Genomic DNA, 17845 nt, shown 5'->3' with positions numbered 1-17845 from the left:
AAAATAAAATCAATTTTTAAAAATAAAATCAATTTTCAAATATGAAATAGTAAAAATACTTTAAAGATTAAAAACAAATATTATCATATAAAATAGGATGTGAAACCATGGCTGAAAAGATAAAAATAACAGTTGAAGAATTACGCAAACTCATCAATGTAGACAATGTTATCGGCACTCCAATCGAAACCGAAGATAAAATCTTAATCCCTGTCATAAAAATGGGAGTCGGATTCGGGGTTGGTGAAAACATCACCGGGAAAGAAAGCGATGCGGTAGGAGCCGGAGCTGGAGTGGAACCGATATCAATGGTAATGATTCCTAAAAAAGGAGAATCCGCTGAAGGCGTTCGCGTACTTGACTTAAGTAAAGGAAATGAAACAAACAAGGCATTGTCCGATTTAGGTTTAATAATTACAGATTTAGTAAAAGGTTACATGAATCCAAAAGACAGTGAATATGATGAAGGTGAATACATAGAACCTGAATTCACTACATCCGACGATGACGAAGAAGAATAGGAATATACATGTTAAACATCCTAGGGATGATTATCTTAATAATCATCTTATTTATTATTATTTTGCTCCTTATTGGAATTAGAATATCCCTAATCTATGATAAGAAAGGCAGCGAACTGAAAGGATGTTTAAAAATACTCATTTTTAAAAAAATCAAAGTCTACTCCAAAACATTTCCCTCCGAAGATTCCAAGGACGATGACAAGGATGAGGAAGGCGAGGAGAAAAAGCAAAGGGACATCAAAAAAATATTCAATTTGGCAAAGCCCTGCTTTGAGGATTTGAAGACATTTATAAAATCATCACTTAATGTCATTAAAATTTCAAGACTGGATAACCACCTTATTTTTGGAATGGACAGCTATGCAGATACCGGAAAGTATATTGGAATTATATGGGCGATATTCGCCAATTTAAACCAACTGCATGAAAAATTACGCTTGAGTGCTGAGCCATCATTCAACGGAAGCGTCCTGGATTGCCACGGCGTCAACAATATTGAGATATATCCGCTGAAACTGCTAGTGCCCGGCATAAGACTGCTTTCAAAAAAGGATGTTCGAACATTGATCAGAGGTGTCATGGATGAAAGATGAAATTTTTGATTTTATCTCAGGCCAGTTTGACATCGATGCGAAGGTCACTTTTGAATTTCATGAAAGTTGCGGATTTACATTCGTTTTTAAGAAGTCATTTTTCACATATCATGGAAAACATTCATCAGCAGAAATCAAGCCTGTCGCCATAATTTATGAAGAAAAGGGTGAATTTTACCTTGCCCCCCTAGATGAAATAACCAAAATAGATGCAATTGTTAAAGAATTTGTTGAAAATTGTATGAAATAGAATAATTGTTTTAATCCCGTTAAATTGTATTTAAAAGAAACATAACAATTTATATAGCTTGAAAACCGATATAATAACTACCCAATAATGAAAGGTACCTTTTCATTGGTAAAACAAAAAACGGGGTGAAATCATCATCAACAAAAGATTTGACAAACTTTCAAAATTATCCTCCAGAATCTTTGCAAATTCATTGCTGAGATTTATAGGCGAGGATGAGGGAATCAAAAGCATCTACACCTACGAGATCTATACTCCAAGTCATAAACTGAAAATTTTAAATCTGGTTGTTGAAACGGTACACGGATATTGCATTAACTTTGAATTTCACAAATCCAACACAACAGAAGAGATTATCCTTAGAAATATACAATATGCTGTTAACTTTAGATTGGAAACGAACAAACTGATTAAATCATATGTTGTTTCAATGGCTGATGCTGAAAAATCGATGAGAAAAGCAAAAATCGGACCGGATTTAGAAATAGAAATTCCATTCATATTTTTTAAAAATTATGATGGGGATAAAATACTAAATAGCATAAAAAAGAAAATTAAAAATAATGCTAACATAAATGAATATGATTTATTTAATTTAATCTTTTTACCGTTCATGAAACACGAAAAAAGCGATTATGAGATAACAAAGAGATTAATATACCTAATTAACGAAATGAACTTAAGTGAAAACGAACAATACCAAATAAAAGCTTGTCAGATAATACTAATAGATATATTCATTCCAGAAGAGGAAAAATATGAAATGATGAAGGTGGTAAATATGGGCAGCGCATTCTTAGAGGAATATGAAAAAAACTTATTCGAAGAGGGTAAAATAGAAGGTAAAAAAGAATTCGCAAAAAAATTAAAAGAGGATAAAATACCCTTGGAAAAAATAATCCAATATACAGGACTCAGCCAAAGCACAATAAGCAAGTTATAATTTGAAAGTGAAATATTTTTCACTTCCAACAACAGACAATGAAGGAGATAAGTATGGGCAGCGCATTTTTAGAGGAATATGAAAGAAATATATTTGAAGAAGGTAAAAAAATAGGAATGAACGAATGGAAAAAAGAAGTGGCCAAAAAAATGAAAGAAGATAAAATGCCATTGGAAAAAATAATCCAATACACTGAACTAGATTCAAACACCATTAGAAAATTATGATTTTGGAAGTGGAATGTCTTCACTTTCAACAACCACCTCAACAACAAGAGGTCCAGTCAAATTTTTTTCAAGCAGCAGCTTCAAATCATCCAAGTTGTCGACACGAACCGCATCAATGCCATAAGATGCGGCAAGTTTTGTGAAGTCGGGATTTTTTAACTTGACCTGATAAGGTGCCATGCCGTAGAACGTCTCTTCCCATTGGCGGATAATGCCAAATTCCGAATTGTTCAGAATAAAGACAATGACATCCAAGTTGTTTTCCTTCAGTGTTGCGAGTTCCTGAAGGTTCATCTGGAAATCGCCATCCCCATTTATGACGACTATTTTTTCCCCACTTGCAATGGCTGCACCGATAGCGGCCGGAAGGCCGTATCCCATTGGGGCAAGTCCTCCTGAGAACAGCAATTGACCTGGTTTTGTTGATTTTTTCAAAAGTGCAGTCCAGGTGGTGTGCGAACCGGCATCCGATGCAATGATATTGTCCTTGAATTTATTTAGGATTTCATTGATGGCAGCCTGTGGCTTTAAATCCTCATCAAGGCCTTCGATTTCTATGGCATTGCCGACTTCCAGAATTTCATCCAGCCAGTCGACTTCACCAAACTTGATGTTTGATAGGAAGTCTTCCACTTTACCATGGATTGGGTACTCACCCACAAGTACATCCTTATTGATGTTTACATGAATAAGGTTATCGGGCAGTGTGGGCAATGTCCTTTCACTGGCTTTAATGCCTAAAGCAATAATGCAGTCAGCATTGTCAAAGGCATATTTTGCCCTTGGAGTTGACCTTATGCCAACCAATCCCAAATTGATGTCATCATGCTCCGAGATTATTCCCTTTGCATGGAATGTTGTTGTAACAGGCATCTTATATTTTTTAGCGATTCGTTCAATATTTTCGCGTTGTGATATGGCACCGGCACCCAGGATAAGCAATGGCCTTGATGCGCCGTCAATCAGCTCCTGAGCCTTTGAGATATTGGAGAGGTCATCCTCACACAAATAGCACAGGTCAAAATCCTGAAAATCCTCGCTGAGCAGGATATCCTTTGACAGATTTATGTGAATAGGCCCTTTCGGATTGTTTTTGAGTGCAAACAGACTTGCCCTTAAACAGTAAACCGCTTCAGTACCGTTCAGCGGATTGTATGATTCCTGTGTGATATTTTTAAAGATCTCCTGCTGTGGAGTTGATTGGAAAAAGTCTGAATTCCTGTACTTGAGCTCATTGTCTCCGGTCAATACCAAAATCGGAATGTTGTCCTTGAATGCACAAGCAAGTGCCATTGTAAAGTTCAGCGCACCCGGTGATGCTGTTGCGATGCATACCCCAACCTTTTGTGTTGAACGGTAATAGCCGTCTGCAGCATGGGCTGCAGCCTGCTCGTGGCGAGTCAAAACATGATTGATGTTTGAAGTTGAAAGAGCCTTGTAAAGAGGCATTATCTGCTCGCCGGGAATTCCAAAGACATCCCTAATGTTTTCGGCCTCCAGAATTTCGACGATTTTATCCGCCACATTCATTCTTCAATCTCCTGATAGGATCCGTTGTATTCCCCCGAACCTTCAACAGGAAAAACCACTGCCTGGGCAATTCTGTCACCGGATTTGATTTTATATTCGAATTCCCCATGATTGTAGACCATGAACATCAATGTTCCGTAAAATCCGGGGTCCCCCACTGCCGTTTGGACAGATATAAATGACCTGAGCAATGTTGAGCGCGGAAGGTACAGCATTGTGTATCCCTTTGGGATCTTAACCTTTCTTTTGATGCTTGCCAGGTAGGCGGTATGTGGCTTCAGGGTGTAGATGTCACCTTCGAGCTCTTCGATTTCCGGCAATGTCTTTTCATTGTCAATGAGTGCGCCAGCACTTTTTTGAATATATATCCTGTCAAGTTCCAGGTCGATTCCTGAAGGCTGCACCAAGTCTTCGAAATCCGGGAACAGTTTTTTAAGTTCAACTTCACCAAGCATATTATCACATCTAGTAATGTATTTATAAAAACTATGATAAATAATTGAATGGTGATAAAAAATGCCTGTAATTACAATAGCCGGAAATGATGGAATTAGTGTTGAGAAAAAAAGGGAAATGGTTAAGAAAGTTTCTGAAGTTGTTGCTGATGCTTATGATTTGCCGATTGATGCAATAACTGTTTTGGTTCAAGCCTATCCAAAAGAAAGCATTGGCGTGGCTGGTGAACTCCTATCAGATAGAAAATAAGGATTTTTTTATGAAAAAAGGGAGTCCGATAGAATCAGACTCCCCAAATATACAGACTAAAATAGTGTTAATATCCTAACACCAATAGTAGTTTAGTCCTAAAAAATATTTAAGTTTTTTTAAAATTGCCGTCGTCTAGTTTTTCAATGAGGCCTAGTTGGACCAATTCGTCAAGGTGCCTGTTGATTTTCTCATCGAAATTTTTTGACCTGTACCTCTTAAGCGAATTTCTTACCTCCTCGAATGTGAAGGTTTCGCCCGCATTGTCATAGATTATTTTCTGCCATGGGGTCAGGTTGAAGACTATGTCTGTTAGAGGGTCTGCAACATCACCTCTTACTTGCCATGTCTCGTCTGAGGTTTTCACTTGAAATATGCCTTCCAGTTCATCCAAATGGTCCGTGAGCCCGTCAAGGTGAGGGTGGTTTGCAAGGCCGTTTTTGTGTTTGTATATCTTATTCAGGAAATTTTTCCGGCAATTTTTCATGTTGGCTTCGCCATCTTCAAAACTGTCGAAAGTGCCCAGGACATAAACCATGTCATCGAAGACAAATACCGTCTTGTAGGTGTTCGTCTCATCACAAAACTCAATCTGGCCGAATGCATTTACGTTCCATGAATTGTCCAGAAGGAAGTTTCTCGTGAATTTGGCATCCTCCAGATTGTCAAACAGGCCGAATATGTGCTCCTCACCGGCAATCTGCTTTTTGACCATGAAGATTTCAAACACCCTCGATATGTTCAGGCCATACTTCGAGTTATTTGGATTTCTCCTGATTTTTTTGATGATTCTTTCAAGGTCATCATCGTTTGGTTTAGTGTCAAATTTACCTAATAAGTGCAATCTTTCATCAATTTTGGCAACGGCAACGTGTTTGTCATGGGAGAGGTGCATTTCAAGTGTAAAATTATCCAGATTCCAATCTTTACCCGAAAGCAAATCCCTAAGAAAAATTGCATCTTCCAGTGTGCCGGCACTTGCAAAAACACGTGAATTCCTAATGATTCCATATGAATTTTTACGTTTTTGAATATACTTTTCACTCATCAAAAATATTTATGGCATTTTAGGATTATATTTTTTTAGATGGCTTCAGGACATGTATCTCGCTGCCCGCCCATGAGCTGAAATCGATGTCGTTTTCACCGGTTGATGTGAAATAAAAGTCAATGAGGTTTTCAAGCTTTTCTGTGTTGGAGTTGCCCGGCAGACTCATGAACTCGTCATACTGCCTTGAGGTCAGCCTGAAATTCAGCTTTTTGTTTTTGTATTCGTAGTCCTTGATCTGATTCTGGTAAATGTCAAAGAGCTCATAGAAGATTTTTTCTATTCTCTTGTCATTCGGCATGCCCTGTGATGTGAACTCGATGTCCCTTTTTGAGATTGCATCCTCAATCAGGTTTTCCTTGATGTATTTGTTCTTTGCCAGGGCGTCGTTTTTGGGTGACATGTATCGTGAAATCAGACGTGCAAAGCTCAATGCCTCCAGATCGCTCAAGTCATTGTCTTTTGCATAGCAGTATCCGAAGGCCTGCCAGTGGGATTCGTTGTCCTTTGTGAAGTTTATGTCCACATTGTTCTGCCTGAGCACATATGCCAGCTCATTCCTTTTGACTGTCGGGTCTATGATGTAGTAGTCGACCAGGGAGTCAGTGTCGATGTATGCCAGATAGTCGTTGACAATCGGCAGCGTGACCTTCGAGTTGACATACTCTATGAAGCTGATGCCGTTTTTGAATTCCTGAAGCCCCTCGAAGTAATGCCTGTAGAGTGTCTTTCCGTCACTGTCGTCATGGATCTTTATATCCTCAATGTTCAGGAACAGGTGGTACACAAGCGGGAAATCCCGGCTCCAATATTTCAATATCAGTCTTTTGAATGACTGGTACAGCTCGGATTCTGAATCGAAGATGTCAATGTCAAAAATCATGTCCCTCAAATCAAGCTCCATGAATTCATAGTCTTCAGGTGATGCATTAATTTTTGAGATTGTTTCTTTGAGTGAAATTTGAATTAATCTCTCGGCCATCATTTCCTTTACAATGGAGAGTGCCATTTCAAGTGTAACATGGCCTTCAACATCAAGTTCCTGGAAAAATCCATTGTTGCCGATGACATAAGTGAATTTTGTCCTCTTCTCATGGGTGTCTTCAGTGGTGTAGTGGGTAAGATTCTTGACAGTCAGCATGATTTTTCACCTGAATTCTTATTGTAATACGTCATGTAATACATAGATTATTGTATGTAATATAAAAACTTTTCGTTATTTGAAAAAAATTCCCTTCCAATAACCTGTGAAAATCCATATTTTTCAGGAATCGAATCTGGAATTTCAGCCTGATTGAAAAAAGTGAAAACCGCCACATGAATTTCTTCGATTAGATTGAAATCACGGTTGATTAAAATTTCACAAAATTTTGAGGTGTCAAAATCTTTGACCCGCCGGTTAATCATATGATGGTGATGTGAAAAACCGATATTGAATGAAACTTGGAGATATACTTATCTGATTAATTTGGCTATTTTTTTGATGACGGAATCGGGCAAAGCCCTACCCTTTTTGAAAATGAAGTGTTTTTTATCATTTTCTCGAAAATGAAAATTATACTGAAAATGCCTTAAAACCCGTTGATTTTGAAATGAGTCCCTCTGATTGAGTTTTGATTTTTTGATGAAAATTTTTTAGGCATACCTAAAAATTTATATATCATGAAGAATAATATTAAATAATTGACATCTTGGAGGTGAAAATATGATTATCGGAATTGAAAACCTAAAAGAAAAAATCAAAGAAGAGTCAAATCAGGAATGATTTTACTCACATACCCCACCAATTATTCAAAAATCACCAGTAAAGGGAATGATTTCAATCCCATTTTTTATTGATGTTCCAGGACCAACATCAATTATTTCAATTTCTTTTTTTTAGCTCATAGAAAAAACATATATTTTGGAAAGTGCAAAAAATCACGATTCTCAAACGCTTAAACGGCACCTGTGAGAAGGGAAATGATAACGGTTAAGGTGGCAACGCTCAAAACGACATTGGTGAATATTATTGACCCCATCAAATCCTTGTCCAGGTCATATGCAATGGCCAGAACCAGTGCATTTCCTGCAGTGGACATTCCTGCCTCAAGGATTGCAACATCAAACACAAGCCCCCTTATGTTCAACAGGACCAGCAGACCGAAGATTATCAGCGGAGCCATTATCAGCTTTATGATTGCCACGACAATCGAATCCGAAAGGTTATCGCCGACGTTTCCGAAATCAAGGGACAGACCCAATGCAAGCATTATCAGCGGAATTGTGGCATTCGCCAGATAGTTCAGGATATTGTCCAGAACATAGCCCAGCGAATCTATGCCGAACAGGTTGAACGCCAGCCCGAAGATTACCGCCCACAGCGGCATGAAGGTGACTATGCTTTTGACCGCCTCGCGGGTGTCTCCGCCGAATTTCTTTGCAAGGATGATTCCGTAAGAGACGACCATTGCCGAGGTGGACAGATCAAAGAACACCGCATTCAAAAATCCTGCCTCTCCAAAAACGCCCAGGCAGACCGGAAAGCCTATGAAGCCTGTGTTCATTATTGATGAGGCAATCAATATCGTCCATGTTGTTTTCTCGTCATGGTCTTTGACCTTGCAGTAAATGTATGCCGGAACCAGAAGCAGAATGCTTGTGGCTATGCCTAAAACCGGCAGAAACAGCATGTCGGATGAAATGCTTGCCTTCTTAAGATTTATGAAAATCATCGCCGGCAGGGCAATGTATAAGACTATGTCCGACAGCAGGTCGCGGTCGGACCCCTTCAAGAAATTGATGCGCTTGAGGAAAAAGCCGAGAAGCATCATCAATGCCGGCACCAGAATAACTTCGATTGGACTTGCCATGATAATATATTTGACTTCACTTTGGATATATTTGATGGGTCGGCATTTGGACTTGTCTGGAAATTGCCTCTGGATGATTGTGAATAGATACAACTTTATGGCATTAAAATTCAAAATTGCTAAAATCCAGTTCAACAATCTGTTTTGCCTTTAACACATCGCAAAATCTCGCCTGAAATGTGATTAAAATACAATACCCATTCATGATTCAAATCAGTGCTTTTTTGAATAAAAATCAATAGTTATGATTTGAATTATAAATGTTGAGAGAAAACTAGTCAATTAACTTTAATATCATCCATCAAAAATACATAACTAAACTCATTTCATAACTATCTACTATTTAACCTATAGCTAGGTGGATATAATGAATAGCAATTACAAAATATGCAATTGCAACACATATATCTTCAACCATTCTATCACCGTTGAATTTCATAACAACACGATTAACTTTGTTTAAGTTTTACCAACATTTAGATTTAATACTATTTTCCTTAAAATATTTAAATTAATTAGTTTTTTTAGATATTGAATTGTTATAAGTCTATAAAATTGATTTTAAATAAAAATATTGCTTTAATATAGTAATCGGTAAAATAAAAGGATTTAAATATTATTAATCCCATAATATAATTTGACATCTTATGATGTTCAACCATGCTATCATGGTTAACTTTGTTAAAGAATGGGTTTTATCCCATTCTAAATTAAAAATTTATTTTATAACCAAAAATAATCTAAAATATTATTAGAAGCAATTTTAAACTATAATTTCAATCATTTACAAAATAGGAATATAATTCGTCCTTGACCTCAGGGTCGATTTTGAACCTGAAGTTGACGATTGGCTGGTCCTTGCCGTTGATGTTTCTGTAAACCTGCCTATGGGAAAGAGGAGTCAGTTTTCCGATGTAGTAGAACTCGATTCCCTCATCATTGCTTTTTTGGATAAATAATTGGGTGTTTATGCCGTTGTAATTGATTAAGGGTTCAAGCTCTGGCGAGGAGATTTTTCTGTTGTTTCTGCTCATCCAGTTGAAGGTGTCCTTTGTGATGAAATAATCCTCATAGTTGATTGTCTCTGAAATGTCTTCCGCCTTGTTGTAGGTTACAAAGATGGGGCAAGTATCGTACTTGATTTTATATCCTCCGATGTTCTGGCCGTTCATGAACCTTTCCTTAATGTAACAATTAATATTTCCCAATGCCCATAAATAATTCAAACCATCAATTGATTTGCATGACCTTATATTTATCTTAACTTGGCACCACAATCCGAACAAAAATTTCCCATATACTCTATTTTAGAACCGCAGTGAGGGCAAAAATTTATTTTTTCATCATCTCCAAGAAGTTGCGGATCCAATTCTTCCAATTTTGTTTTTTGCGGATGCTTATTTAATCCGCCTTCAATTAATGCCCGTATCATATCTCCATTCATTTTAAAAAAGTACATTTCATTTTTAAAATCATACAGAAAAGCGAAAAGGTCTATGTCAACAAAATATTCTACTTTCTGTTTACCTGTTCTTTGTAACTTAAACCCATCACTGAATGGAGTTATCGCAGTAATCTGTGAAATGTTCACTTCAATATTTCGTTTATTTCCGGAGAATATGAATCTTTTATTAGTTATAATCAATTGGCCAACATCAATGGGCTGTATTACTTCCTGAGATTGGCTAACAGAACTTAAACTCCCATAGCTTTGATAAAATCTGCCGGACCCCCCTCCCATTCCAACATATGTTGATTCGGATACCGTGATTGATTTGGGTTCCTTTAAGACAATATTATCGTAACTTCTATAAAGAATTTCTTCCCCTTTTTTAAGTAAAATATTGGCTTCATGTTCCCAAATTGTTTTGCCGACCCTAAAATGGTCCAAGATTAAGCCATAGAGCTCCTCATGTTTTGGACCATGAGTAACATCGGCCATTGCGATTGCATCCCATGCCTCTTCCCTAGCCAAATCGCCAACAAAAGGAGAATACTTACTATTTTTGGTTGAAACAAGCTGATAGTCATCATCAACTTTTTTAAATTCACACCCATCAGCAAGATATTTTGTATTTATCAAACCTCTTTTAACAAACCTCATATTTTACCTGCCATCATTTAAAAAAAAATTTAATCACAATTTTAATATATGTTTAATGCCATTAATAAAATATTCAATTATTCATGAAAATTATAATCCTGCTTCACCAATAGGGGGCGGATTGAAATAAAGCAAATAATAATTTATTATAAAATGAAGTTGGGAAATTCCAGTCGGAATCAATATATACATTATAGACACAATATCAATTATATCAGATAACCCGAGGGACATTCATGGACAAAAACAAAATCATAATAATGGCCTTAATTGCAATAATTCTTGCAATTTTAGTTGGCATTTTTGCATCAATGCCCAATGTGAACAAACAAGATACGAACCTGACCTTTATGAGCAACTCCACAATCACAAAAGGAGATTCGGTTGAAATCAAATTAGCTGACGGCAATGGAAACCCTTTAGTTAACCAAACCGTAAATGTGACAGTGACGGATGAAAATCGGGCAAGCGATTACCATTCTGTGGTTACCGATGAAAACGGCATCGGCGTTTTGAAACTCGATAAAAGTGCCGGAGAATATAATGTAACCGTCAGTTATGGAGGAAACGACAACTACAATGGCTGCAATACCACCCAACAAATGACAATTGAAGAAAAAGCTGTTGAAGCCCAAGCATCCCCACAAGACAGTCAGACAAGCACCACCCATACGATAATGGGCGAGGACGGATATTACTATACTGTTGATGACAATGGAAAGATTCTAGAAAACTTGGGACCCAGCAAGAAATATTATCCCAACAATCCCAAAAGTGTTGACTATCCCAATGCAGAACCCGGTTCGAAGTATATTGACAAGAGTAGAGGGTGAATACTTTAGGTAGATGCATCGCATTTCTACCTTTTTATGTGCATGCATCTTTATCTTTTCTCTCTTTTTTTATGCTTGCTGATTTTAATGGTATTTGGAACTGATTATTTTGATAGATGCGTGAATGCCATGATGATTGCTTTGCCCGTTTTTGGATATGCTTGATTCAAAATCATTAGGGCAATATGATTCGCATGAAATGAGAATTGACATTATAATAAGCATCCGACATGATGCTTCCAATAGCTTATTCATCGAGTTCATTTTCAAGATGGGCAATCAATTCATTGATTTTGTCAATTTGCATTTGGAACTCCTCTTCCCTTGGAGTGCCTTTGACTTTTTCAAGCTTTGCTTCAAGATCTTCCAATTTGTTTTTTGCAAGTTCTAATCTTTTATCTGACATATTATCTCTCCAAAATAGCTAATCCTCATTATCAACAATTTCTTCCAAATATTTGCCCAACCTTTCAACGACACCAACAACCAAAGCATTTCCCATCATGAAATATCTTCTTCTTTCAGTCATTGCCTTTGATTCTATATTTGTCCAATTATCAGGAAACATTTGAATCCTTTCTGTTTCTACAGGAGTTAAAATACGGTAAATATCATTTTCCTCATCAACAGCAATAATGTGTGAGCTCCTGTTGGTAGTTCCTTCACTTGTAAGCATTGTCCTTGCAGGAGCATCCAAATGGTCTGGAAATGCAATGGCTCCTTCCGAATAGCAATACGTTTCACCATTTGGTTTTTTTCTCTCAAGCTTTTTGGATCCCTTCAGATATTTCCATTTCTTGAGACTTTCCTCGGTGATAATGTATTTTTCATCAACTTCTCCTTTTTCAAGCATATCGCCCAAATTAATTTTGCTTTTACAGTCAACCGATTCGACTTTATATGTATTGACAGCACCATTAACCATGCATCCTGCATTAAAGAAGTGGAAATCAAATTCATCACTAATATAAACAATGTCTTCATAGTCTCTTGCCGAAATGCTTGAGCGTCCCTTGTCTAATTTGATATCTTTAATTTTGAAGTTCCTTGCAAAAATTCCTTTTTTATAAACAAGTTGTTCTGCAGGAACTTTACTCATTTTTTTAAAATAGTTTGTTGATTCATGATAAGCAAAGATGAATACTCGTCTCCTTCTTTGTGGAAATCCATATTCTGCAGCATTGATTACTCTCCATTCAACTGCATAACCATTATCTAAAAAGGAACGAAGCATTATTCCAAAATCTCTTCCCCTTTGGGTTGAAGGTGACCTTAAAAGCCTGTCAACATTTTCCAGTAAAACAAAAGGGGGGTGTTTTGCCTCCAGAACTTCGGCTATTTCCCACCATAGAACGCCTTTTTTGCCTTCAATACCCTTTTCATTTGAAAGAGATCTTGCTACAGAATAGTCCTGACATGGAAAACCGCCAACTAAAAGAGTATGTCCTGGAATCATATTTTTATCTATTTCTCCAATATCCTTGCAAATGCAAGAGTTTTCACCAAACCTTTCAATATAACAATCAAATGCCGCCTGTGTCTTGGTGGATGGCTCCCATTGATTTGCCCAAACGAAATCCCAATTATCCTGTTCTTTAACATTGTTTCCATCGAATTCAACTTCATTGAATCCGCAGCGAAAACCACCAACACCCGCAAATAATTCTACAACAGTTTTTTCCATGTTAATTTCTCCAACATATTATATATTAGACAAGCCATATATTAATAATTAATTAGAGAGCATCTGAAAAGTATTGAAAACAAACTAAAAGCAATTTTAGAATGGAAATAGAAATGAAATTTAATACCAAAGAAGAGTTACTTGAATATACATCCAACATCATAGGAAAGACTTTCAAAGAAATTGATTCGGAGCATTTACTTGAACATGGAAGTTTAACAAGACAAAAAGGGCTTTTAGGCCATGTAGTTGAAACTGGATTTTATAAATATCCCATAAATAGTGATAGCAAAGCCGATTTTGAAGAACTGGACATCGAATTAAAGGTTACCGGTTATGTTAAAAATAAGAACGGGACTTTAAGAGCTAAAGAAAGACTGGTTTTAAGTAAAATCGATTATAACACCATCATTCATGAAACGTTTGAAACCAGCCATGTGCTTGGCAAATGTAAGGATATGCTTATCATATGGTACGAATATGACAAGAATAAGGAAGCCAAAGACTTTCTGATAACCGATTATCAGTTGTATGACATGAGCAAAGATAAGGAAATCTTTGAAAATGACTTTAAGATAATCCAAGGAAAAGTCTTGGATGGAAAGGCCCACGAGCTGTCCGAAGGAGATACATCATATTTGGGAGCATGCACTAAAGCAAGGACTTCAAAAGACAGGACAACACAGCCTTTTTCTGATATTTTATCCAAGCCAAGGGCATATTCTCTAAAAAATGCATATATGACAGGAATATTAAGAGAAAATATTGAACATGCAGACATGACCTTCAAAAGTAGTAGCAATGAGTTTAAAACAGTTATTGATTATGTTAAAGACAAATTAGAACCCTATTTTGGAAAAACACAAGTTGAAATACTTGAAGAAATAACCGGCAAAAAATATGATGATAAAATACCTAAAAACATCAGCAAAATGATATCTGATGAATTGATTGGAAAGGATGAAGAATTGGCTGACAAAAGTGAGTTATTTGTTAAAACAAGTTTCATTATTAAAAATTTGCCCATTCAGGAAAATGGCAAACCTCGTGAGAGAATGTCATTTAAAACCATAAGTTTGAGTGATTTCGAAGATAAATGGGGAGACTCATACTGGAAAAACTACTTTGAGGAAACAACATTGATTGTCATTTGTTATAGTGAAAAAAATAGGAGCAGAAACGGATATAGAATCTTAAGTGATGTAAAACAAATTTCCTTTGATGAAAATGACTTAGAATCATTTGAAAAAACATATAATCAAATAAAACTGGCCATTGAGAAAAAAGATGTGGGATTGTTGCCGACTTCAGCTAATGGATTTAAAAACCAATTGCTTGAAATAGCTCCAAAAGGAGTCAAAGGCGATGATGCTTATGTCAATTTCTTTAAAAGAGATAAAACAAAAGTAGCCTTTATGATTAGTAAGAAATTGCTTTATACTAAATTAATCAATTAAATCTTTTTTATTTTTATAATTACGCACGAGAATTTCCTTTATTGGTCCTCTCCCATCACCATTTCGATTTACATATCTTCTAGCTGGAATTCTTTTAATATTAAAACCTTCGTATAATTCAATGTCAAAAAAATTATCATTTTCGTCCCTAATGTGCGGGTCAGAATTACTAAGAATTAATTTAACATTATGATTATGTTTATTATCAATATCTCGATAGAATTTAGCTAATTTCTTTTGATCATCATCATTAAAACTTGATTTTGTATAATTTGTAAAACTAGTTTCAGTAATTGGCCTATATGGCGGATCAAAATATACAAGAGATTTTTCATCAATTAAATTTTTATAACATTCATAAGAATCATTTTTAATTGTTGTATTCTGTATTTTATCAGAAATTGCATAAATATTCTTTTCATCAAAAATAGACGGATTTTTATATCTTCCCATTGGAACATTGAAATAACCCTTTGAATTAACACGATATATTCCATTAAAACAAGTTTTATTTAGAAAAATCAAGTATGCTGCTTGAGGAATATGTTCTTTAGAATACTTTTTATAATTAAGTTTATCTTTCAATTTGTTGAATTCCTTGCGAATTTTATAATAACATTCTTTTCTACCCTCATAATCCCCATCATCAAATTTTGATTTAATAGAATTTAATTCATCTATTAAGTCCTCAGGATGTTTTTGAATTACCTTATATGTGAGAATCAAATCTTCATTTGTATCAGAAATATATGATTTCGTGACTTCATAATTGGATAGTGCATGAAAAAATAATGCTCCCCCACCAGATGTTGATTCCAAGATTGTCAAATTGCCTTCCTGACTTTCATAACATTTATCTGACCCAGGATTTAGTTGCTCGAACATTCTTTGATAAATGAATACTGAGGAATTATCGCTTAATGTTGGAGAATCCATGTAAAAAATTACAATATTTTCACTCATATAGGCTGCATTAACCATGTCAAATCCGTTTTCACTAGTATCATTAATTTCTTTTTCAAAACTAACGTCACCAGGAACATTCATTGTAAAATATCCATCAAAATCATAATTTTCCAAATTTGCGGCACCCACACTACCTATAGCGAAAAAAGATACGCATAATAAAATTAATATAATCCATTTCTTATTCATAATACCCCCTCATTCATAAAACTTGATAGTATTTGCCATTGATTTAATCAGATCCAAATCATTTCCTGAAACTCCAACTACCTGGTGGCCTTTTTGAAGAACAATTCTCTCTGTAAAATTAGTATTTTCCAAATTATCTCCAACCTTACCGTTAGCCTTTAAATTATGACATATCAACAAATCGCCATCAACTTCAAAAGTACCATTTCCAGATTTATTCATAGCATCAACCATCGCATTGGCAAATTCATGAGTAATCAATGGTGTATCAACATAAAGAATGGCAAATTCATTATCCTTATCAAAATAGGAATAACCGCTACCCCATATAGGGTCAGTGTAATTCCATTCTTTTAAAAACTTAGCATTTTTCGGAACTGACATTTTGAATTCGGAATTAAAATCATATATCTGCATTCCATCCGGAGCATTTCCTCCCCCTTTACTTGGCGAACTATTGCCCATGGTCATATAAGCTATTCCGGCAATTAGCGCAATGATGACAATAATTAGCCCAACTATAATAATCTTATGATTCTTTTCCATTTTATCACCATTATTATAATATTGTGTTTAAAAAAAATATAAATTAATACAAATATCATGATATGAAATCAAGTGAATAAAAAGAATTGCAAAAAGACTGATAGTTTAAAGAGATTCAAAAATCAAATTTCACAAAAAACAGGAATTTTGGGGGAGTGTTGATTTGAATATTCCGCAAGGGAATATCCAAATCGTGAAGTGATTTATTTAATATAACTTAAACGGAGAAAATTTTTTATACAATTTTTTTCACCAGCATTACACCATCCATTTTAAGAATGCACTAATACCAGCCTATTCGTGTTTTTCCCAAGCATAATGCATCATGACACACTACACTTACTGATTACTTTAAACAACACCATATAAATAGTTTTTCGACTGCAAGCGCTTACTTGCATTCCAAACACTAAAAACAAACAACCAAAAAAGTTCAAATCACAAAAAAACAACGGGAGTAAATGAATTGAACATTTCCAATGGAAACATCCAATCCATAAGGTAAATAACATTTAATTTCAACGGAGGCGAAAATTAAATTTAAAATCTAATAGTACCGGCACCGCCCCATCCTGAAGACGGGCAATGCCAGCATGCTATCTATACTTTCAAGCATAATGCATCATGACACACTACACTTACCTATTACTTTAAACAACACCATATAAATAGTTTTTCGACTGCAAGCGCTCACTTACATCGTTAATGACAAAAATAAACATTCAAAAAAGTTCGGATCATAAAAAAAACAAGGGAGTGAATGAAGTGAATATTTTCAAATGAAAATATCCAAATCATCTAAGGTCAATATTACTTCAAATTTACGGGGGAGTAAACTATGTTTCATATCAAAATGCCAGCACCGCACTGCCCAGGGCAGTTAGCACCGGCGATTCATCAGTACTTTTCATCAGCATGATGCATCACCAGATAAAACAACACATCACACTTACTAATAACTTTAAACAACACCATATAAATAGTTTTTCGACTGCAAGCACTTACTTACATCCCAAATACAAAAAATAAGCAATCAAAAAAGTTAATGATAAAATCTAATGATTATAATGCTTTCAAATGGCTTTAACTCGAGACAATGGAATGTCATCAGCCTCAGCACCCCTGCCATCTTAACAAGCTTATTTTCCTATCTTCTGCATATCCATCAACTTAAATATTATAAATTGAAAGACAATCCAACAAATTGATGACAATGCTTTAAGGAAAATGTCGAATGAAAATCTTAACAAAAATGCCCCCGCTAACTTTTAAATAAATCAACAACTTTTTTATATTATCCGCTAAAAATAATTAAACAATGGGGGATTATATTTGAAATCTTACAAAAAACTGGAATTTGCACTAATAATACTTGCATTAGCAATAAGCGCAGT

Annotated in this window: 21 protein-coding genes; 8 read left to right on the top strand and 13 right to left on the bottom strand. The window is 35.5% G+C overall.

Annotated features, from left to right (window positions below):
* Positions 1-107 precede the first annotated feature (107 nt).
* The 5 genes from ACKI4K_RS08295 to ACKI4K_RS08275 all read left to right on the top strand — a co-directional run bounded on the left by ACKI4K_RS08295 (position 108) and on the right by ACKI4K_RS08275 (position 2537).
* Complete coding sequence (locus tag ACKI4K_RS08295) at positions 108-521, top strand: GerW family sporulation protein (protein WP_407424092.1); 414 nt, start codon at positions 108-110, stop codon at positions 519-521.
* Positions 522-529: 8 nt separating this feature from the next.
* A complete protein-coding gene (locus tag ACKI4K_RS08290; RefSeq protein ID WP_407424090.1) occupies positions 530-1117 on the top strand; it encodes a DUF2953 domain-containing protein in 588 nt (195 codons plus the stop codon).
* Positions 1107-1367 (top strand): hypothetical protein, encoded by a 261-nt coding sequence (locus ACKI4K_RS08285; RefSeq protein WP_407424088.1) that lies wholly within the window; start codon positions 1107-1109, stop codon positions 1365-1367. Before ACKI4K_RS08290 ends, ACKI4K_RS08285 begins: the two co-directional genes overlap by 11 nt.
* A 430-nt stretch (positions 1368-1797) precedes the next feature.
* Positions 1798-2310 carry a hypothetical protein gene (locus ACKI4K_RS08280; protein ID WP_407424086.1) on the top strand — a complete coding sequence of 171 codons (513 nt, stop codon included), beginning with the start codon at positions 1798-1800 and terminating at the stop codon, positions 2308-2310.
* A gap of 53 nt (positions 2311-2363) precedes the next feature.
* The gene (locus tag ACKI4K_RS08275; protein ID WP_407424084.1) at positions 2364-2537 is read left to right on the top strand and encodes a hypothetical protein; all 174 of its coding nucleotides are present in this window, start codon (positions 2364-2366) and stop codon (positions 2535-2537) included.
* Here the strand turns inward: ACKI4K_RS08275 and ACKI4K_RS08270 are convergent.
* Entirely contained in the window at positions 2532-4067 is a 1536-nt protein-coding gene (locus ACKI4K_RS08270; protein WP_407424082.1) for a thiamine pyrophosphate-binding protein, read from the bottom strand. The two genes, ACKI4K_RS08275 and ACKI4K_RS08270, sit on opposite strands and share 6 nt — an antisense overlap.
* Positions 4064-4522, bottom strand: coding sequence for a dCTP deaminase domain-containing protein (locus ACKI4K_RS08265; RefSeq protein WP_407424080.1), 459 nt, complete (start codon positions 4520-4522; stop codon positions 4064-4066). The genes ACKI4K_RS08270 and ACKI4K_RS08265 overlap by 4 nt, the downstream gene beginning before the upstream one ends.
* Before the next feature lie 61 nt (positions 4523-4583).
* On the opposite strand from ACKI4K_RS08265, the gene dmpI reads away from it, so the two are divergent.
* Positions 4584-4772 carry a 4-oxalocrotonate tautomerase DmpI gene (dmpI, locus tag ACKI4K_RS08260; RefSeq protein ID WP_407424078.1) on the top strand — a complete coding sequence of 63 codons (189 nt, stop codon included), beginning with the start codon at positions 4584-4586 and terminating at the stop codon, positions 4770-4772.
* A gap of 109 nt (positions 4773-4881) precedes the next feature.
* Here dmpI and ACKI4K_RS08255 read toward each other — a convergent pair whose 3' ends face one another.
* The 6 genes from ACKI4K_RS08255 to ACKI4K_RS08230 form a co-directional block, all read right to left on the bottom strand.
* Positions 4882-5820, bottom strand: coding sequence for a hypothetical protein (locus ACKI4K_RS08255; RefSeq protein WP_407424077.1), 939 nt, complete (start codon positions 5818-5820; stop codon positions 4882-4884).
* 25 nt (positions 5821-5845) lie between these two features.
* Positions 5846-6961 carry a hypothetical protein gene (locus ACKI4K_RS08250; protein WP_407424075.1) on the bottom strand — a complete coding sequence of 372 codons (1116 nt, stop codon included), beginning with the start codon at positions 6959-6961 and terminating at the stop codon, positions 5846-5848.
* A gap of 47 nt (positions 6962-7008) precedes the next feature.
* Positions 7009-7227, bottom strand: coding sequence for a hypothetical protein (locus tag ACKI4K_RS08245; protein WP_407424074.1), 219 nt, complete (start codon positions 7225-7227; stop codon positions 7009-7011).
* 530 nt (positions 7228-7757) lie between these two features.
* Positions 7758-8810 (bottom strand): AEC family transporter, encoded by a 1053-nt coding sequence (locus tag ACKI4K_RS08240; RefSeq protein ID WP_407424072.1) that lies wholly within the window; start codon positions 8808-8810, stop codon positions 7758-7760.
* A gap of 638 nt (positions 8811-9448) precedes the next feature.
* Positions 9449-9898: a DUF3427 domain-containing protein gene (locus ACKI4K_RS08235; RefSeq protein WP_407424070.1), complete on the bottom strand. Its 450-nt coding sequence runs from the start codon at positions 9896-9898 to the stop codon at positions 9449-9451.
* 29 nt (positions 9899-9927) lie between these two features.
* Positions 9928-10776, bottom strand: coding sequence for a hypothetical protein (locus ACKI4K_RS08230; protein WP_407424069.1), 849 nt, complete (start codon positions 10774-10776; stop codon positions 9928-9930).
* A 236-nt stretch (positions 10777-11012) separates the two neighbouring features.
* Between ACKI4K_RS08230 and ACKI4K_RS08225 the strand changes: the two genes are divergently transcribed.
* On the top strand, positions 11013-11609 hold the full coding sequence (locus ACKI4K_RS08225; protein WP_407424067.1) for an Ig-like domain-containing protein: 597 nt from the start codon (positions 11013-11015) through the stop codon (positions 11607-11609).
* A gap of 84 nt (positions 11610-11693) precedes the next feature.
* On the opposite strand, the gene ACKI4K_RS08220 is transcribed toward ACKI4K_RS08225, so the two are convergent.
* From ACKI4K_RS08220 to dcm, 3 genes are read right to left on the bottom strand one after another with little or no spacing between them, the layout of a single operon-like run.
* On the bottom strand, positions 11694-11864 hold the full coding sequence (locus ACKI4K_RS08220) for a hypothetical protein (RefSeq protein ID WP_407424065.1): 171 nt from the start codon (positions 11862-11864) through the stop codon (positions 11694-11696).
* Positions 11857-12015 (bottom strand): hypothetical protein, encoded by a 159-nt coding sequence (locus tag ACKI4K_RS08215; protein ID WP_407424063.1) that lies wholly within the window; start codon positions 12013-12015, stop codon positions 11857-11859. The genes ACKI4K_RS08220 and ACKI4K_RS08215 overlap by 8 nt, the downstream gene beginning before the upstream one ends.
* 18 nt (positions 12016-12033) lie before the next feature.
* Complete coding sequence (dcm, locus tag ACKI4K_RS08210) at positions 12034-13293, bottom strand: DNA (cytosine-5-)-methyltransferase (protein WP_407424061.1); 1260 nt, start codon at positions 13291-13293, stop codon at positions 12034-12036.
* Positions 13294-13406: 113 nt separating this feature from the next.
* On the opposite strand from dcm, the gene ACKI4K_RS08205 reads away from it, so the two are divergent.
* Positions 13407-14750, top strand: a complete 1344-nt coding sequence (locus ACKI4K_RS08205) for a Sau3AI family type II restriction endonuclease (RefSeq protein ID WP_407424059.1) — start codon at positions 13407-13409, stop codon at positions 14748-14750.
* On the opposite strand, the gene ACKI4K_RS08200 is transcribed toward ACKI4K_RS08205, so the two are convergent.
* Both ACKI4K_RS08200 and ACKI4K_RS08195 read right to left on the bottom strand, forming a co-directional pair.
* The gene (locus ACKI4K_RS08200) at positions 14739-15905 is read right to left on the bottom strand and encodes a DNA adenine methylase (RefSeq protein WP_407424057.1); all 1167 of its coding nucleotides are present in this window, start codon (positions 15903-15905) and stop codon (positions 14739-14741) included. The two genes, ACKI4K_RS08205 and ACKI4K_RS08200, sit on opposite strands and share 12 nt — an antisense overlap.
* 9 nt (positions 15906-15914) lie before the next feature.
* On the bottom strand, positions 15915-16451 hold the full coding sequence (locus tag ACKI4K_RS08195; RefSeq protein WP_407424055.1) for a hypothetical protein: 537 nt from the start codon (positions 16449-16451) through the stop codon (positions 15915-15917).
* Positions 16452-17845 lie beyond the last annotated feature (1394 nt).

This window comes from Methanobrevibacter sp., assembly GCF_045644645.1.
Classification (GTDB): domain Archaea; phylum Methanobacteriota; class Methanobacteria; order Methanobacteriales; family Methanobacteriaceae; genus Methanocatella.
Note: the sequence above shows the minus strand (reverse complement) of the source record. Positions and strands in the feature narration are given on the sequence as shown.

Coding starts and splice junctions, on each gene's coding strand:
- ACKI4K_RS08295 (WP_407424092.1), top strand. CDS start 108: ATGGCTGAAAAGATAAAAATAACAGTTGAAGAATTACGCAAACTCATC.
- ACKI4K_RS08290 (WP_407424090.1), top strand. CDS start 530: ATGTTAAACATCCTAGGGATGATTATCTTAATAATCATCTTATTTATT.
- ACKI4K_RS08285 (WP_407424088.1), top strand. CDS start 1,107: ATGAAAGATGAAATTTTTGATTTTATCTCAGGCCAGTTTGACATCGAT.
- ACKI4K_RS08280 (WP_407424086.1), top strand. CDS start 1,798: ATGGCTGATGCTGAAAAATCGATGAGAAAAGCAAAAATCGGACCGGAT.
- ACKI4K_RS08275 (WP_407424084.1), top strand. CDS start 2,364: ATGGGCAGCGCATTTTTAGAGGAATATGAAAGAAATATATTTGAAGAA.
- ACKI4K_RS08270 (WP_407424082.1), bottom strand. CDS start 4,067: ATGAATGTGGCGGATAAAATCGTCGAAATTCTGGAGGCCGAAAACATT.
- ACKI4K_RS08265 (WP_407424080.1), bottom strand. CDS start 4,522: ATGCTTGGTGAAGTTGAACTTAAAAAACTGTTCCCGGATTTCGAAGAC.
- dmpI (WP_407424078.1), top strand. CDS start 4,584: ATGCCTGTAATTACAATAGCCGGAAATGATGGAATTAGTGTTGAGAAA.
- ACKI4K_RS08255 (WP_407424077.1), bottom strand. CDS start 5,820: ATGAGTGAAAAGTATATTCAAAAACGTAAAAATTCATATGGAATCATT.
- ACKI4K_RS08250 (WP_407424075.1), bottom strand. CDS start 6,961: ATGCTGACTGTCAAGAATCTTACCCACTACACCACTGAAGACACCCAT.
- ACKI4K_RS08245 (WP_407424074.1), bottom strand. CDS start 7,227: ATGATTAACCGGCGGGTCAAAGATTTTGACACCTCAAAATTTTGTGAA.
- ACKI4K_RS08230 (WP_407424069.1), bottom strand. CDS start 10,776: ATGAGGTTTGTTAAAAGAGGTTTGATAAATACAAAATATCTTGCTGAT.
- ACKI4K_RS08225 (WP_407424067.1), top strand. CDS start 11,013: ATGGACAAAAACAAAATCATAATAATGGCCTTAATTGCAATAATTCTT.
- ACKI4K_RS08220 (WP_407424065.1), bottom strand. CDS start 11,864: ATGAATAAGCTATTGGAAGCATCATGTCGGATGCTTATTATAATGTCA.
- ACKI4K_RS08215 (WP_407424063.1), bottom strand. CDS start 12,015: ATGTCAGATAAAAGATTAGAACTTGCAAAAAACAAATTGGAAGATCTT.
- dcm (WP_407424061.1), bottom strand. CDS start 13,293: ATGGAAAAAACTGTTGTAGAATTATTTGCGGGTGTTGGTGGTTTTCGC.
- ACKI4K_RS08205 (WP_407424059.1), top strand. CDS start 13,407: ATGAAATTTAATACCAAAGAAGAGTTACTTGAATATACATCCAACATC.
- ACKI4K_RS08200 (WP_407424057.1), bottom strand. CDS start 15,905: ATGAATAAGAAATGGATTATATTAATTTTATTATGCGTATCTTTTTTC.
- ACKI4K_RS08195 (WP_407424055.1), bottom strand. CDS start 16,451: ATGGAAAAGAATCATAAGATTATTATAGTTGGGCTAATTATTGTCATC.